Annotated in this window: 11 protein-coding genes and 1 pseudogene; 9 read left to right on the top strand and 3 right to left on the bottom strand. The window is 61.3% G+C overall.

Going from position 1 to position 14,571, the window contains the following annotated elements:
• Position 1: 1 nt before the first annotated feature.
• Together fahA and ACN0S5_RS19140 are read left to right on the top strand one after the other, a co-directional pair.
• A complete protein-coding gene (gene fahA / locus ACN0S5_RS19135; RefSeq protein ID WP_417210402.1) occupies positions 2 to 1,255 on the top strand; it encodes a fumarylacetoacetase in 1,254 nt (417 codons plus the stop codon).
• Positions 1,252 to 3,222 (top strand): acetoacetate--CoA ligase, encoded by a 1,971-nt coding sequence (locus ACN0S5_RS19140; RefSeq protein WP_417210403.1) that lies wholly within the window; start codon positions 1,252 to 1,254, stop codon positions 3,220 to 3,222. The genes fahA and ACN0S5_RS19140 overlap by 4 nt, the downstream gene beginning before the upstream one ends.
• Positions 3,223 to 3,242: 20 nt before the next feature.
• Here the strand turns inward: ACN0S5_RS19140 and ACN0S5_RS19145 are convergent, their stop codons facing one another.
• Entirely contained in the window at positions 3,243 to 4,025 is a 783-nt protein-coding gene (locus tag ACN0S5_RS19145; RefSeq protein WP_417210404.1) for an IclR family transcriptional regulator, read from the bottom strand.
• Between the two features lie 128 nt (positions 4,026 to 4,153).
• Between ACN0S5_RS19145 and ACN0S5_RS19150 the strand changes: the two genes are divergently transcribed.
• From ACN0S5_RS19150 to ACN0S5_RS19165, 4 genes are read left to right on the top strand one after another with little or no spacing between them, the layout of a single operon-like run.
• Positions 4,154 to 6,016 (top strand): TRAP transporter permease, encoded by a 1,863-nt coding sequence (locus ACN0S5_RS19150; RefSeq protein ID WP_417210406.1) that lies wholly within the window; start codon positions 4,154 to 4,156, stop codon positions 6,014 to 6,016.
• Positions 6,017 to 6,039: 23 nt separating this feature from the next.
• The gene (locus tag ACN0S5_RS19155; protein ID WP_417210407.1) at positions 6,040 to 7,071 is read left to right on the top strand and encodes a TAXI family TRAP transporter solute-binding subunit; all 1,032 of its coding nucleotides are present in this window, start codon (positions 6,040 to 6,042) and stop codon (positions 7,069 to 7,071) included.
• Positions 7,072 to 7,129: 58 nt separating this feature from the next.
• Positions 7,130 to 8,773 (top strand): alkaline phosphatase family protein, encoded by a 1,644-nt coding sequence (locus tag ACN0S5_RS19160; protein WP_417210409.1) that lies wholly within the window; start codon positions 7,130 to 7,132, stop codon positions 8,771 to 8,773.
• Positions 8,745 to 10,565, top strand: coding sequence for a SulP family inorganic anion transporter (locus tag ACN0S5_RS19165; RefSeq protein WP_417210410.1), 1,821 nt, complete (start codon positions 8,745 to 8,747; stop codon positions 10,563 to 10,565). Before ACN0S5_RS19160 ends, ACN0S5_RS19165 begins: the two co-directional genes overlap by 29 nt.
• 300 nt (positions 10,566 to 10,865) lie before the next feature.
• Here the strand turns inward: ACN0S5_RS19165 and ACN0S5_RS19170 are convergent, their stop codons facing one another.
• A complete protein-coding gene (locus ACN0S5_RS19170; protein WP_417210411.1) occupies positions 10,866 to 12,098 on the bottom strand; it encodes an NAD(P)/FAD-dependent oxidoreductase in 1,233 nt (410 codons plus the stop codon).
• Between the two features lie 15 nt (positions 12,099 to 12,113).
• Entirely contained in the window at positions 12,114 to 12,701 is a 588-nt protein-coding gene (locus ACN0S5_RS19175; RefSeq protein WP_417210412.1) for a hypothetical protein, read from the bottom strand.
• 249 nt (positions 12,702 to 12,950) lie between these two features.
• Between ACN0S5_RS19175 and ACN0S5_RS19180 the strand changes: the two genes are divergently transcribed.
• From ACN0S5_RS19180 to ACN0S5_RS19190, 3 genes and pseudogenes are all read left to right on the top strand, one after another.
• The gene (locus ACN0S5_RS19180) at positions 12,951 to 13,715 is read left to right on the top strand and encodes an IclR family transcriptional regulator (protein WP_417210413.1); all 765 of its coding nucleotides are present in this window, start codon (positions 12,951 to 12,953) and stop codon (positions 13,713 to 13,715) included.
• Between the two features lie 127 nt (positions 13,716 to 13,842).
• Positions 13,843 to 14,060: pseudogene (locus tag ACN0S5_RS19185) on the top strand (antitoxin of toxin-antitoxin stability system); the annotation flags it as partial.
• Positions 14,061 to 14,125: 65 nt separating this feature from the next.
• Complete coding sequence (locus ACN0S5_RS19190; RefSeq protein ID WP_417210415.1) at positions 14,126 to 14,527, top strand: MbcA/ParS/Xre antitoxin family protein; 402 nt, start codon at positions 14,126 to 14,128, stop codon at positions 14,525 to 14,527.
• The last annotated feature ends 44 nt before the right edge of the window (positions 14,528 to 14,571 follow it).

Genomic DNA, 14,571 nt, shown 5'->3' on the forward strand with positions numbered 1-14,571 from the left:
GATGACCGACCTGATCCGCTCATGGGTTGAAACCGCGAACCGCGCCGACTGCCCCTTTCCCCTGAACAACTTGCCTTTCGGCGTCTTCTCGGCAGGCGACGCGCCGCGATGCGCGGTGGCCATCGGGGACAAGGTGCTCGACCTTGCCGCGTTGCAATCGGCCGGGTTGCTGCCGGAGTCCGGCTTCCACGAACCCGCGCTCAATACATTCATGGGCAAGGGCAAAGGGGCTTGGCAGGACGTTCGCGACAAACTGACCGATCTGCTGCGCGCGGGGAACGAAACGGACGCGGTGCGGGCCGCACTTTACGACATGGCCGACGTCGCCATGCATCTTCCGTTCCAGGTCACCGAATATACCGATTTCTATGCAGGACGGCAGCATGCCTTCAACGTTGGCTCGCTCTTTCGCGACCCCGAGAATGCCCTGCCGCCCAACTGGCTGCACATTCCCATCGGTTACAATGGCCGCGCCTCGACGGTTGTGGTCACTGGTACAGATTTCAATCGCCCAATGGGTCAGTTGAAGGGCCCGCAGGATGACGCGCCCAGTCTTGGGGCCAGCAGGCGCCTCGACATCGAACTTGAAATGGGCGCCGTTGTGGGCATCCCCTCGGCCATGGGCGAGCAAATCAGCGTTGACGAAGCGGACGACATGATTTTCGGCTATGTCCTGCTGAACGACTGGTCGGCGCGCGACATCCAGGCATGGGAGTATCAGCCGCTCGGGCCGTTTCAGTCCAAGGCCTTCGCGACGACGATCGGCTGCTGGGTCGTGACGAAAATGGCCCTCGACCCCTTCCGCTGCGACGCGCCGAAGCGGGAAAAGGAGTTGCTGCCCCACATCAAGGACACCGGCCCGATGCTTTATGACATCGACCTGTCGGTCACGATGGCAGCGCCGGGGGGCAAGCCCAAAATCATTTGCGAAACCAACTACAACACGCTCTATTTCTCTGCCGCGCAGCAGCTTGCGCATCACGCCTCCTCGGGCTGTGCCATGCGCACCGGCGACCTGCTGGGTTCCGGCACAATCTCGGGACCCGAGAAGGGCATGTTCGGCTCGCTTCTGGAGATGACCTGGGGCGGCAGGGACCCGCTTACGCTGGACGGTGGCGAAACCCGAACGTTCCTTGAGGATGGCGATACCCTGGCCCTGCACGGTCACGCGCAAGGCGACGGCTATCGCATCGGCTTTGGTCCCTGCGTCGGGACGATATTGCCGGCCAAGAGTACGCGGGAGGGCCGGCCGTGACCGCCGAGGTGATGTGGACTCCGTCCGAAGACCGCGTTGCGTCGTCGGAGATCGCGGCGTTCGGAAGCCATATCGGCAGGCGCGCAGGGCGCCGTGTCGAAGACGGCGCGGATCTCGCCGCCATGGCGCTCGACAATCCCGAGGAGTTCTGGAGCGCGTTGTGGGATTATTTCGGCGTGATCGGCGAGAAGGGGGACGCGCCGTTCATGACCGGCGATGATATGCTCTCGACCCGCTTCTTCCCCGGCGCACGGCTGAACTTTGCGGAAAACCTCATGTGCCTCGGCGGCGACCGTGATCCGGACGCCCCGGCGCTGGTGTTCCGCGGCGAGGACAAGGCCCGGCTCTGCTGGAGCTGGGGCGAGCTGCAAAGCCACGTCTCGCGGTTGCAGCAGGCGCTTGCCGAGGCTGGCGTGGGCGCGGGAGACCGGGTCGCCGGACTTCTGCCAAACCGCCCCGAAGCCGTCGCCGCGATGCTGGCCACGGTTTCGCTGGGCGCGACGTGGTGCTCGGCATCGCCGGATTTCGGCGCACGTGCGGTGCTCGACCGCTTTGGCCAGATCGCGCCGAAGGTGCTGTTTGCAACCGATGGCTACTGGTATGCTGGCAAGCGGTTCGAGATTGGCCAGAAACTTGGCGCTATTGTCCAGCAACTGCCCTCGCTCACCCGAACCGTTGTCATCGACTATCTTGGCTCGGCACAGGACGTCGCAGACAAACTGCACAACGGCATTACCTTTTCGGCTCTGGAATCCGGGTACGCCGCCGCACCCCTGAGCTTCGTCCGGCTGCCCTTCGATCATCCGCTCTACATCGTGTTTTCTTCGGGCACGACCGGCGCGCCGAAATGTATCCTTCATCGCGCCGGGGGCGTGCTGTTGCAGCATCTCAAGGAGCATGCGCTCCACGCCGATATCCGGCCAGAGGATCGGCTGTTCTTTTTCACCACGCTGGGCTGGATGATGTGGAACTGGCTGGTTTCCGGCCTTGCCCGTGGCGCGACGCTGTTGCTTTACGACGGCTCGCCGTTCCATCCCGGACCTGAGGTGCTCTTTGACTACGCCAGCGAAGAGCATATGACCCATTTCGGGACATCGGCCAAATACATCGACAGCCTGCGCAAGGTGGACTTCCGCCCCGGCGCAGAGCACGATCTGGGCGACTTGCGCGCGATGATGTCGACCGGCTCGCCCCTGCTCGGCGACGGTTTCGACTATGTCTATGACACCATCAAACAGGACCTGCATCTTGCCTCGATTTCGGGCGGCACGGATATCGTGTCCTGCTTTGTCACCGGCGATCCGACGGCCCCGGTCCATCGCGGCGAAATCCAGCGCGCGGGCTTCGGCCTTACCGTCGATGTCTGGCGCGATGACGGCCATCAGGCCGAAGACGGCGAGAAGGGCGAACTTGTCTGCACGGCCCCGTTCCCGTCGATGCCACTGGGCTTTTGGGACGACGCGGACGGCGCGCGCTACCGCGGTGCCTATTTCCAGCGCTTTCCGGGCGTCTGGTGCCAGGGCGATTTTGCCGAGCGGCGCGACACCGGCGGTTTCGTTATTCACGGGCGTTCGGATGCCACCCTCAATCCGGGCGGGGTGCGCATCGGAACGGCAGAGATCTATGCCGAGGTCGAAAAGTTCCCGCAGGTGAAGGAAGCCGTCGTTGTCGGGCAGGACATCGGTGACGACATGCGCGTTGTCCTGTTCGTGTCCCTGACGGCGGGCGCAGAGCTGTCCGATGGGCTGATCAAGGAAATAAGAACCGCGATCCGGCAGGGTTCCTCACCCCGGCACGTGCCTGCTCTGGTTCTGGCCGTTGCGGATATTCCGCGCACAAAAAGCGGCAAGATCAGCGAGTTGGCGGTGCGCGATGTGATACACGGGCGGGCGGTAAAGAACACCGACTCGCTGGAGAACCCCGAAGCGTTGGATTGCTTTCGCGACTTGCCAGACCTGCGCCCCTGAGCCTCTTTTGCGAATACAGGTCAGGCGAAGTCGGCGTAACATTGCCCAATCGTCCTTGCCGTGGCTTGAAGCTGTGCAAGGTGATCCCCGGCAACGGCCTCGATGGAGCGATAGCTGGCGTTCCAGACTAGGTTGAGTGCGCCGACCGGTTCCGCAACTGCCAGGATCGGAACACCGATTGCCGATGGCAGCTCGCCATAATCCACCGCTCGCCCCCAATGGCCTTCTGCCCGTGTCGCATAGCCCTTTTCGGCGATGGACTTCAGGATCTGGGGCAACTGCGGAACGGCGGCCGCATCTTCACGCGGAAGTCTTTTCACGAGGTCGCGCAGCGCCTCGGCCAGCGCCGGTTTCGCGAGGCCCGAGAGGTAAGCTGCGCCGAGCGCCGAGAGGATTGGAGAAGGGCGAAATCCGACCGCATCGGGATAGACTCCGTGCTTCTTGAAGACACGGGTTGTATCTACGATTTCGGTTCGACCTCCGCCAATAGCAGCAGCCAAATCGACCCCCAGCCCGGTTTCCTGGGACAGGCGCACGATCTCTTCCTTGGCGACGGCCACCAGCCGATCGACCAGATCCGGCTTCCCCCCCGTGGCGGGAAAGGCAGAGCCGATCTGATACCATCCATCGCTGTTCCTGCGCATCAGCCAACGCCGGCTTTCCAGCGTGGCGCATATCCGCAGCAGCGTCGGTTTCGAAAGTTCCGTCCGCGCCGCGAGGCGGGCGAGCGAAATGGCCCCCGAGATATGGATAACCTCAAGCACCGTCAGTCCGCGTTCGATGGATCGGTTGAGTTTTGTCATGGCGTCGTTTCACCCAGTGTAACGCCAAATCGATTCGAGTCCAATCGTTCGATAGGCTTTGGACATTCGTCGGAGGTCCGAAGGCAACGATCGGACTCAATGACGCCAGTCACACCAGGGAGGATGATGTGTTGGAGTTCAAATGGAACGCGTATCTCGAATACGCAATTGCGGGCCTCTCGCTCGTGGTCGTCGGGGTCGTCTTTTACGTGTCCGTATTTGGTGTGTTCTCGGATTCCTACTTGCGAGTTGGCATGCTTCTTCTCGGTGGCCTGCTGATCACACTTGCCGGCCTCGGCAAGTCCACCGGCATTGTCGACCGCGCACTGCTCGTCGCTGCTGCGATCGCGCTTTTCCTTGCCGTCTATCAGTACTTCCTGGCCGCTCAGCAGATCGAGACCGGGCTTTATTTCCTGTCGGCGACGGATATCTGGATGGGGCTTTTGGGTCTCGTCGCGGTGATCGAACTGACGAGACGCTCGGTTGGGCTGGTGATGGCGCTGGTCGCGGGCCTGCTGCTGGCCTACGGCGCGTTCGGGCACCTTGCCCCCGGATTCCTGCGCCATGCCGGCATCTCGACAGAAGAACTCATGACCGTCCTGTGGTTTTCGTTCGACGGCGTGTTCGGGCGCCCGATGGCGACAGTCGTTTCCACTATCCTGATCTTCATCATCTTCGGCGCGCTTCTCGAACTGCTCGCAATCGACATTGTTCTTGTCCGCCTCGCGATGGCGGCCACCGGGCGTATGCGCTCTGGTCCAGCCGCAGCGGCCACGGTGGCAAGCGGGCTCTTTGGCACGATCTCGGGCAGTGCGGTGGCAAACGTCGTGGGGACCGGCGTCATCACCATCCCGCTGATCAAGAAACGCGGTTTTTCGGCCCGCTTCGCGGCGGCGGTGGAATCCGCCGCGTCCAGCGGCGGCCAGATCACTCCGCCTATCATGGGCGCGGTGGCCTTTATCATGGCGGACGTCACGGGTCAGCCCTACCTCACGATCTGCGTCGCCGCGGCGGTGCCGGCCCTGCTTTACTACGGCGGTCTTTTCGTCGCGATCTCAAGCGCCGCGCGCAACATGGACCTCGCCGATGAGCCCCGGCCAAGCTTTTCCTTCAACTGGCGCGAACTTGTGCAGATGGGGATCTTCGTTCTGTCGCTTGCGGGTATCGTGGTGACGATGGTCGGCGGCTCGTCGCCCGCCTATGCCGGATTTATCGGTGTCGCGCTTGCCGCCGTCCTGGGCTTTGCCATCCGGCCGGACCTCGTGGCCAATGGACAGGCATGGTTGAAATTCGTCAAGTCGGCCGGTCTGATCTCGGCCCAGCTCGTCGTTATTGTCGGGGCCGTGGGCATCGTCATCGGCGTGTTGAACATGACCGGCGTCGGATTGCGCTTTGCCTCGCTGCTCTCGGGCCTCGCGGATGATCAGTTGATCTTGTCGCTTGTGCTGATGGCCATCGCCTGCCTGCTGCTGGGAATGGGGATGCCGACCGTCCCGGCCTATCTGATCATCGTTTTGGTGATGGGACCGTCGCTGCAAAGCCTCGGCGTGCCGATCATCCATACCCACATGTTCGTGCTCTATTTCGGCGTGCTGTCAGCGGTGACGCCGCCCGTGGCGCTGGCCGCCTTCGCGGCGGCACCGATCGCAGGCTCTGGCCCCATGGCCACGGCATTCGAGGCCTCGCGGCTGGCGCTTCCCGGCTTCGTGATCCCGTTCGCCTTCATCTACCAACCGGCGCTGCTGCTCGGGACCGGGTATGACCTGTCTGAGTCGCTCCAGTCGATCATCTTCGTCCTGCTCGCCACGATCCTGATCTCGCGGTCCTGCTATCCGCGCCGGGGCAAGGCCTACATGATGCCAGTCGGATTGGGTTTGGCCATTGCCCTGATCTTCTTCGGGTCGACCGTGTCATGGGTCGCCGCCGCAGCCGCCATCGGTCTGATGTACGTCGACCGATTGGACCTCACCATCAAAAACCAAGTTTCATGAAAAACAAAAGGGAGACCCACATCATGAAGTCCATCACTCTGAACCGCCGCGATGTCCTGCTTGGCACCGCCGCCGCCGCAACCGCATCCATGCTGCCGCGGGCCGCAATAGCCAGGGAATTGCTGCGCATGTCGACCCTTGGGCCGGGCACCAGCCCGAACCTCGTGATGACCACCTTTGCCAATATCATCAACCGGGAACTGCCGGATTACGAGATCCAGATCAATGCCACGGGTGCCGCCACCCGCCACGCCCTCGAGGTGGCAATGGGCCGGACCGCGTTCTGCATGTCCTCGCCGGCCCTGCATTCGCTCATGGTCAACCAGAGCGCGATGTTCGAGACCATCGACCAGGCACCGGAACTGGCCAAGCGGCTGCGTACCGTCCTGAACTTCCCGATGGGCGTCTACCATATCGCCGTCTACGAATCCTCCGGCATCACCTCGATGAGCGACGGTGCAGGCAAGCGCGTCTTCCTTGGGCCTCCGGGAAGTGCTGCCTACGCAACCATGTCGCGCCTCTTCGAGGCCGTGACCGGTCTGGTGGCGGATACTGATTACGAAGCCGTGGACCTGGGATGGGACGCCGCCGCAGCATCGTTTCAGGACGGCAATCTGGACATCTACTGCAATCCGACCAACGCGCCCAGCCCGGTGCTGACCCAGATCGCCGTGACCAATCCGATCCGCTTCCTCGGAATCCCGCAGGATCAACTGGACTCGGAGGCCATCAAGACGCTGGCAAGCCGCCCCGGTTTCGGGCTCGCCACACTGCCGGCCGGAATTTATGGCGACAACCAGGTCAATACCGAAGATACCACGACGCTGCGCGTCACCGTCGGAATCGTCACCAATCAGGATGCCGATGAAGAGATGATCTACGAGATGACCAGGACCTTCTATGCCGGCGTGGACGAGATGCGCGACAGTGCCCCCTGGCTCGCCGCGATCACGCCTCAGGTGGCGGTGCAGGATATCAACATGCCGCTGCATCCCGGCGCATTGCGCGCGCTGGAAGAACTGGGCGTGACGATCCCCGACATCGCCCGCGGCTGAAAACGAAAACCGATCGGGGCGGCAGCGCCCCGGTCAAAATTCCAGGTGGTACCGGATCATGACCAGAAACGTCCTTTTCATCATGTGCGACCAGCTTCGGTGGGATTACCTGTCCTGCACCGGGCACCCGCATCTGCACACGCCAAACATCGACAGACTGGCGCAGCGCGGGGTGCTGTTCGATCGCGCCTACGTTCAGTCGCCGATCTGCGGTCCGTCGCGGATGTCTTTTTATACCGGGCGCTATGTCAGCTCGCACGGATCGACCTGGAACGGCATCCCACTGAAAGTGGGCGAAATGACACTTGGCGACCATCTCCGGCCCTTGGGCGTGCGTACTGCGCTGTGTGGCAAGACCCACATGACCGCCGATGTGGAGGGCATGCGCCGCCTCGGGCTTGCGCCCGACAGCACCATCGGCGCGCTGGTGGCCGAATGCGGGTTCGAACCTTATGAGCGCGAGGATGGGCTACACCCGGATGGCCCGCGCTATCCGCGCAACACCGCCTATGACACCTTCATGAAAGAGCGCGGCTGGTCTGACGAGAACCCCTGGCACACCGTCGCCAACAGCGCCGAGGACGCGGACGGCAATCTTCTCAGCGGCTGGTTCATGGACAATGCCGACAAACCCGCCCGCGCCGCCGATGAGGAAAGCGAAACCCCCTATATCACCAGCCGCGCGATGGATTTCATTCGCGAGGCCGGGGACACGCCCTGGTGCCTGCATCTCAGCTACATCAAGCCGCACTGGCCCTATATCGTGCCTGCGCCCTATCACGACATGTATGGCCCCGAGACGCATCTGGACCCGGTGCGCAGCGAGGATGAGCGTATCGACCCCCACCCGGTCTACGGCGCCTTCATGGAGGAACGCGTCAGCCGCGCCTTCTGCGACGACGGCACCCGAACCCGCGTGCTGACGGCCTATATGGGCCTGATCAAACAGATCGACGACCAGATCGGCCGGCTGATGGCGTTTCTGGACGCCGAGGGTCTTTCGGAAGAGACGATGATCGTCTTCACCTCGGATCACGGCGACTACCTTGGCGATCACTGGATGGGCGAGAAGGAACTGTTTCACGACGCGTCCTCCCGTATCCCGCTGATCGTCGTCGATCCATCGCCCAAGGCCGACGCCACGCGCGGGCTGAAAACTACCGCTCTGGTCGAGGCGATCGATATCGTGCCAACGATCCTCGACTATTTCAGCGGCGACGCGGCGCCGCATATCCTTGAAGGCAGGTCGCTGCTGCCGATCCTTCACGGTCAGACCGACAAACTGCGGGATTTCGCGGTTTCCGAATATGATTATTCCATGCGCGACGTCCGGCGGCGGCTTGGCGTCGAGATCAGGGATGCCAAACTGACGATGCTGTTCGACGGGCGCTGGAAATTCGTCTTCGCCGAACGGTTCCGACCGATGCTGTTCGATCTTCAGAACGACCCCGACGAGTTGACCGATCTGGGGGATGATCCCGCCTGCAAAGGCGAGATTGCCCGGCTGGAACGGCTATTCTTCGACTGGACGCGGCGAACCTCACAGCGCACGACCCGATCAGATAAATGGATCGCCGCGCGCGATACCAAACTCGGAGAGGCCAAGGCAGGCATCCTGATTGGCTACCGAAACGAGGCCGAACTCAATGCGGTTTTGTTCGAGGAAGGCACCGATGAAGAAAACATCGGTAAGGCGTCCTGACCGGATGGGCGGGACGCGCGCAGTTTTCGGCCGGCTTTCGCCGGTTCGACCATGGTTCCGTGGCCAGACCCCGGCATCGCTGAAGGCCGACGCGCTCGCGGGCCTGACGAATGCCACCATCGTGCTGCCGCAGGGCGTGGCTTTTGCCATTATCGCGGGTCTCCCGCCGGAATACGGGCTATTCACCGCGATCATTGTGACGATTGTCGCGGCCCTATGGGGATCATCGCGCGTGATGGTTTCAGGGCCGACGACCGCCATTTCCGCCGTGCTCTTTGCGTCGCTCAGCGGCCTCGCAATTCCCGGCAGCGAGACCTACATCGCGCTGGCGCTGGCGCTGACCTTCCTCGTCGGCGTGTTGCAACTTGGGGCAGGGCTCGCGGGGTTGGGCGGGCTGATCGCATTCATCTCTCATTCCGTGATCGTGGGGTTCACCGCCGCCGCTGCGGTCCTGATCGCGGTGTCGCAGCTTGGTCCGGCGCTGGGTCTGGCGGCAGGATCCGGCGGCGCACTGGATCGCCTGTCGGAGATCGCCCTGGGCATCGACGCACTGAACACCGACGCGGTGATCATCTCGGCGGTGACGCTTGCGAGCCTGATCGCAGCGACCCGGATCAACCGGCGGCTGCCCGGATACATCATCGCACTCGTGGCCGGATCGCTTACGGCCATTGCGATCGGGGCCGGGGCATCGGACGTGGCGATGTTTTCGCCGCTCGATGCGGTCCTGCCAAGTTTCGGGCTGCCCGAACTGGACATGAACACCATGGGGGACCTTCTGCCTGCCGCATTCGCGGTGGCCTTCGTGGGCTTGCTGGAAGCGATCTCGATCGGCAAATCCTTTGCGATCCGGCGCGGCGAGGCCTACGATTCCAACCAGGAAATGGTGGGCCAGGGCCTGTCGAACCTCACCGGCGCCTTTTTTCAGTGCTACGCCGGTTCCGGGTCCTTTACCCGGTCGGGCCTGAACGCGGAAAGCGGGGCAGCCTCGCCCATGTCGGCGATCTTCGCGGCCGGTTTCCTGACCGTTCTGCTGATCCTGCTGGCTCCGTTCGTTCGGTTCGTGCCGGTGCCTGCCATGTCGGCGATCATCCTCTATGTTGCGTGGAAGCTGATCAACGTGGCGGAAATCCGTCATATCTTGGCAACCAGCCGCTCCGAGACCTTCATCCTCGGCGCCACCTTTCTCACCGGCATTCTGTCCGAACTCGACTTTGCGATCTTTGTTGGCGTTGTCTCTTCGTTGGCGGTCTTTTTGAACAAGAGCGCACACCCGGTTGTTGCGGTCGGTGCGCCGACCGAAGTGAACGGGCGGAGGGTCTTCGTGAACGCCGAGGCCTTCGATCTGCCGCAATGTCCACAAATCCGCTTTGTCCGTATCGAAGGGCCGCTGTTCTTCGCCTCGGTCGAGCATGTTGAACGGGAGTTCCGGAGGATGGAGGAGAGAGACGGTTTCAAGACCTGCATCCTCAACCTCAAGGGTGTCGGAAAGATCGATCTTGCCGGAGCCGATTTCATTCTGTCGGAAGCACGTCGCGCCCGCAAACGGGGCAATGATCTGCACCTGATCGCCGCAAATCCAAGCGTCGTCAATGTCCTTAAACGGCTACACTGTCTCGATGTTCTGGGGGCAGAAAACGTTCACCCCCACAAGTCCGACGCGATCCGACTGGCAGTTGCCCGCGCTTCAGATAAAATTTGCACGTTCTGCGAGATCCGATGTTTCAATGAATGCAGAGGCAAGCCCGGCGCGGTTCAGCCGGCGCCGACAACGTCGTCAAGGCCGTTTTAAGCTGCTTGGGATCCCAAAGGCGCTCTCTCAGTAATTGATCGGCCACCCAAAGAACGCCATGCGCGGCGATCCCGTTGTCCTCGGCAACGCGCCGCCGCATGTCATAATCCCGTTCTGAGGTCCGCCAAACGTCTCAAGGGGCGCGGCAAGCCGCACAAACCCGCTATCGTTGCTATCGCGCGCAGGCTCATCACCATCGCATGCGTAATCCGCAAATCCGGAATCCCCTGGTGACATCAATCATCGCATCGACACAGTTGCTAGTTGATGGCGGTTTTCCGGCGGTCTGACTAAAGCGTTTCATCGAGTTATGGTGGGCATGACATAGCCTCGAGCATACGTCCGCTTCATTTGGGCAAAGCAATCTTCCGCAGACATAGACGTTGCAAAGCGGGCGGGGTTGATAAGCGGCAGGCTGTAGGGCGGTTTCCCATCAACCATCCAGTCCGCCAGATACTTGCCTGCGCCACCGCCGGTGCCGATGCCGACGGGAAAACCTGCTGCAAGCCAGAGGCCAGCATGACTAAGTACTGGCCCGACCAGCGGACAACCATCCGGCGGAAAGCACAAAGGCCCGTTGTTCACAGCCTTGATCCCGCTGGCTCCGAATGCCGGAATCCGCGCCATCACGTGGATCAGGTGATTTTCCAAACGATCCATGTCGGGCACCAGCAATTCCTGCCCGAAAGCCTTCGGAATTCCGTCAGTGGCCCAAAGAACCGGGTCAGTTTCATAGACGCCACAGAGCAAAGAATGGCGCTCCTGCCTTGTATTGGCGGGGGCAGCCGGGTCACGGATGGTTGGCACCTCGCGATCCATTGCCTTCAGCTCGGGCACGTCGTCTGTGATGACCTCGTGATGCTCAAAAGCATAAAGCGGCAAGTCGAGACCAAGTTGCAATGCCAGCTCACGTGTCCAGAAGCTGGCTGCCAATACGACATGTTCGGCGTAATGTGTCCCGGTTTCCGTCACAAGCTGCCAGCACTGGTTGGCGATTTGGCGAATATGCGTCACGGGACATTGGCGCCGGATATCCGCCCCCATTGCACGGGCAGCCTTGGCGAGCGCATGGGTCGCGCCGGATGCATCAACATGCCCGTCGGCAGGCGTGTGTGCGGCGCCGAACAGACCGTCGGTGTTGACAAGTGGATGAAGCCGTTCGACTTCGTCGGCATCAACCACGTTATAGGGCACGCCAAGCTTTTCATAAAGCGGCTCTAATGTCTTGTAGGCCTCGAGTTCGGCTGCTGACGTCGCCAGACGAAGACTGCCTGTCGGATGAAATCCGATCGACTGTCCGGTTTGCGCCTCTGCCTGTTGATAGGTTTTCAGGGAATCCACGTAAAGCCGGGTGATTTCAGCGTAGTGGCCGAAATGGGTGATGTTGCCTGCCGCGTGCCATGTGGAGCCTGCGGTCAACTCCAGCCTCTCCAGCAGCACCGCGTCTGTCCAGCCGCGCTTGGCCAGAGCATAAAGCACGGCGCAGCCGACAATGCCACCGCCGACGATGGCAACCTTGGCGTCATTTCTCATGGGCCCAACCTGCCGTCACGTCGACCACCGGCTCGTCAGTCGGTCGGTTTCCGAGCAGGGCAGGCGGATCGGGAACCTCGCGCGCACCGTGGCATCCGCTTCAGGTGTTCTGTTATCGGGGTGGTGGGTTCGTATAATATCCTGCACCCTGCGCGCCGCGCGGTCCCGAATGTCCATCGACCCCTTGTCTTTCCAGCGGTCCGGGCTGTCGCGGTCGGCCAATTCCGGATAGAGGTTTTCGGTACGCGCGACCTCGGCGATGATCTCGGACAGGTGTTTGCCGAGGACAATGCTGGTGCCCAGATGTTTCCTGGTGCCCTTCGCAATCGCATAGACGGTGTTGAGGTCGAGTTCCCGCCAATCCTCAATGTCGGTCGCAACGACAGGTCGCGCGAACCATTGAATGTTGGGCAGCGTGTCGCAAAGCCGGGCGAGATCGTAAAGATCAGCTATGGTCAACGGTCGGAATTCCGTTGAGGGACTGGCTGAAAGTACTGGATTACGAACCGTTTCCGTGGGCGGCTTGAAGCCGACGCGTGCCAGAACTTCCAGCGCGGCAGCGTGGATTTTGTGAACATCCGTTTCGGAGAGGGGCTGATACATGCCGCCTCGCGTTCCCGAAGGAGGCGGGGCGATACTGACCGGCGCTCTGGCTCTATCTGCGCGGCCTGCGCGGCGCGACTTGCCTCGTCTGGCTTCCATTCGCCTGCTTTTCGGGACTGGGATATTGCATTGCGAAACTATCGACTTCGACTTGCTGAGCGTCAAGCGCAAAACTGGGCGCCTAGGGTCCTCTTGTGAGGACAGATGCGAACCAATAGCTTGGCGCGAAATGCGAAGAGGAGATGATCGATGGGCCGCGAACTACAGAGCTCGATCGTGGACAAATGCGCCACCGTGCTGGACACGCTGGCTGCTTCGCAGAGCACAATGAGCTTTACCGAGATCGTCGAAACGACGAGTTTCACCAAGAGTTCTGCCCACAGGATTATTGCGATCCTATTGGGCGAAGAGATGCTGAGCTACGAGGAACGTACACGATCCTATACCTTGGGTCCGCGCGTGTTGAACTGGGCGCGTGCCGCTTGGCAAAAAACAGACCTTCAGCAAATCAGCGATGCTGAATTGGCGGAGCTGCGGGACAGGACCGGTTTGAATGTTGCTGTCTCTATTCCAAATGGCGACGCGGTGATGTTCATCAGGACATTGGATACGAAATCCGTTCGATACGCGGCCAAGGTCGGCGAACTATCACCTCTGCACTGCACTGCTGCGGGCAAACTCTTTCTAGCCTACGATGGAAACGAAGGGAAAGGGACGCTGCCTGCGGGCTACGAACTTGAGAAATATACTGAGACCACCATAACAGATCCCGACCGGCTTGCGGACGAACTGTCCCGCATTCGAAGTCAGGGCTATGCAACCTGTGATCGTGAAGAGTTCCTACAGGTCAGCGGAATCGCCGCGCCGGTATTGGACTATCAGTCCAAGATAATTGCCGCACTCAGCCTGTGGGCGCCGACAAACGTTGCTTCCATCGAAAGCCTGCTTCCGCATGTACCGGTTTTGAAGGAAACTGCGGCGCTAATTTCCGCCCGCTTCGGTGCCATGGCCTGAAAACCATATCGCGAGGAATTTCGCCCGGAATCATAGCCGGAACCAAACAGTGCAGTGAATCGCGCCGGGTTTGCCGGAGGCTGATTGTCGTTCGTGACGCGGCCATGTCTTCAGTTTCCAGGCGGCATATACCATGTCGGTAGATGTGACTCGCGACAGCCCGGCCTGGCAGCCGCTGACCGAGGAGGCGGAAGAAGCCGTGACAGAGGCGCTGCGGGAATTGGCCCTCTGGCTTTACCGTCGGCTTGAGGCCGATTACGACCACCTTACTTCGGACGGGCCATCGAGGAGGGGATCATCGTCAACGCGTATACGTTCACGGAAGGAGGGCGGCGGTTCGGGTAACGGAGGTCAAGATGCGAAGTTCATTTGACCTTTACAATAAGTCCATATGGACTATATTGAGGCCAATGGAGGACGCCATGTACGTTGCAGAGAAAATTCGGGAACCCGCACAAATCAACGCCGTCGCGTTGAAAGCTTATGCGCGCGTGGCCGATGCCTGGGGTCTCAGCCTCAAGGAGGCGGCTGGCCTTGCCGACATGTCAGAGAGCACGTGGAAGCGCGCGAAGAAGCCGGATTTCGCGGGGGAGCTTACCAAGGACCAACTGCTGCGGCTCAGCGCTGTAATTGGCATCTACAAGTCCCTTGAACTCTACTTCTCGGAGCCTCTGGCAAAAAGCTGGTTCACCCGACCGAACACCGGTCCGCTCTTTGGTGGCAACCGACCAGTCGACACCGCCATCGACGGGGGCTTGCCGCAGATCCTCGCGGTTCGGACCTATCTTGATGCGTTGCGTGGTGGGGCATGAAGCATACCGAGGTTTCCGATCGCGGTCTCGTTCGTCTTCTGCCC

The sequence above is a fragment of the Antarctobacter sp. genome, from assembly GCF_048262615.1.
GTDB lineage: Bacteria > Pseudomonadota > Alphaproteobacteria > Rhodobacterales > Rhodobacteraceae > Antarctobacter.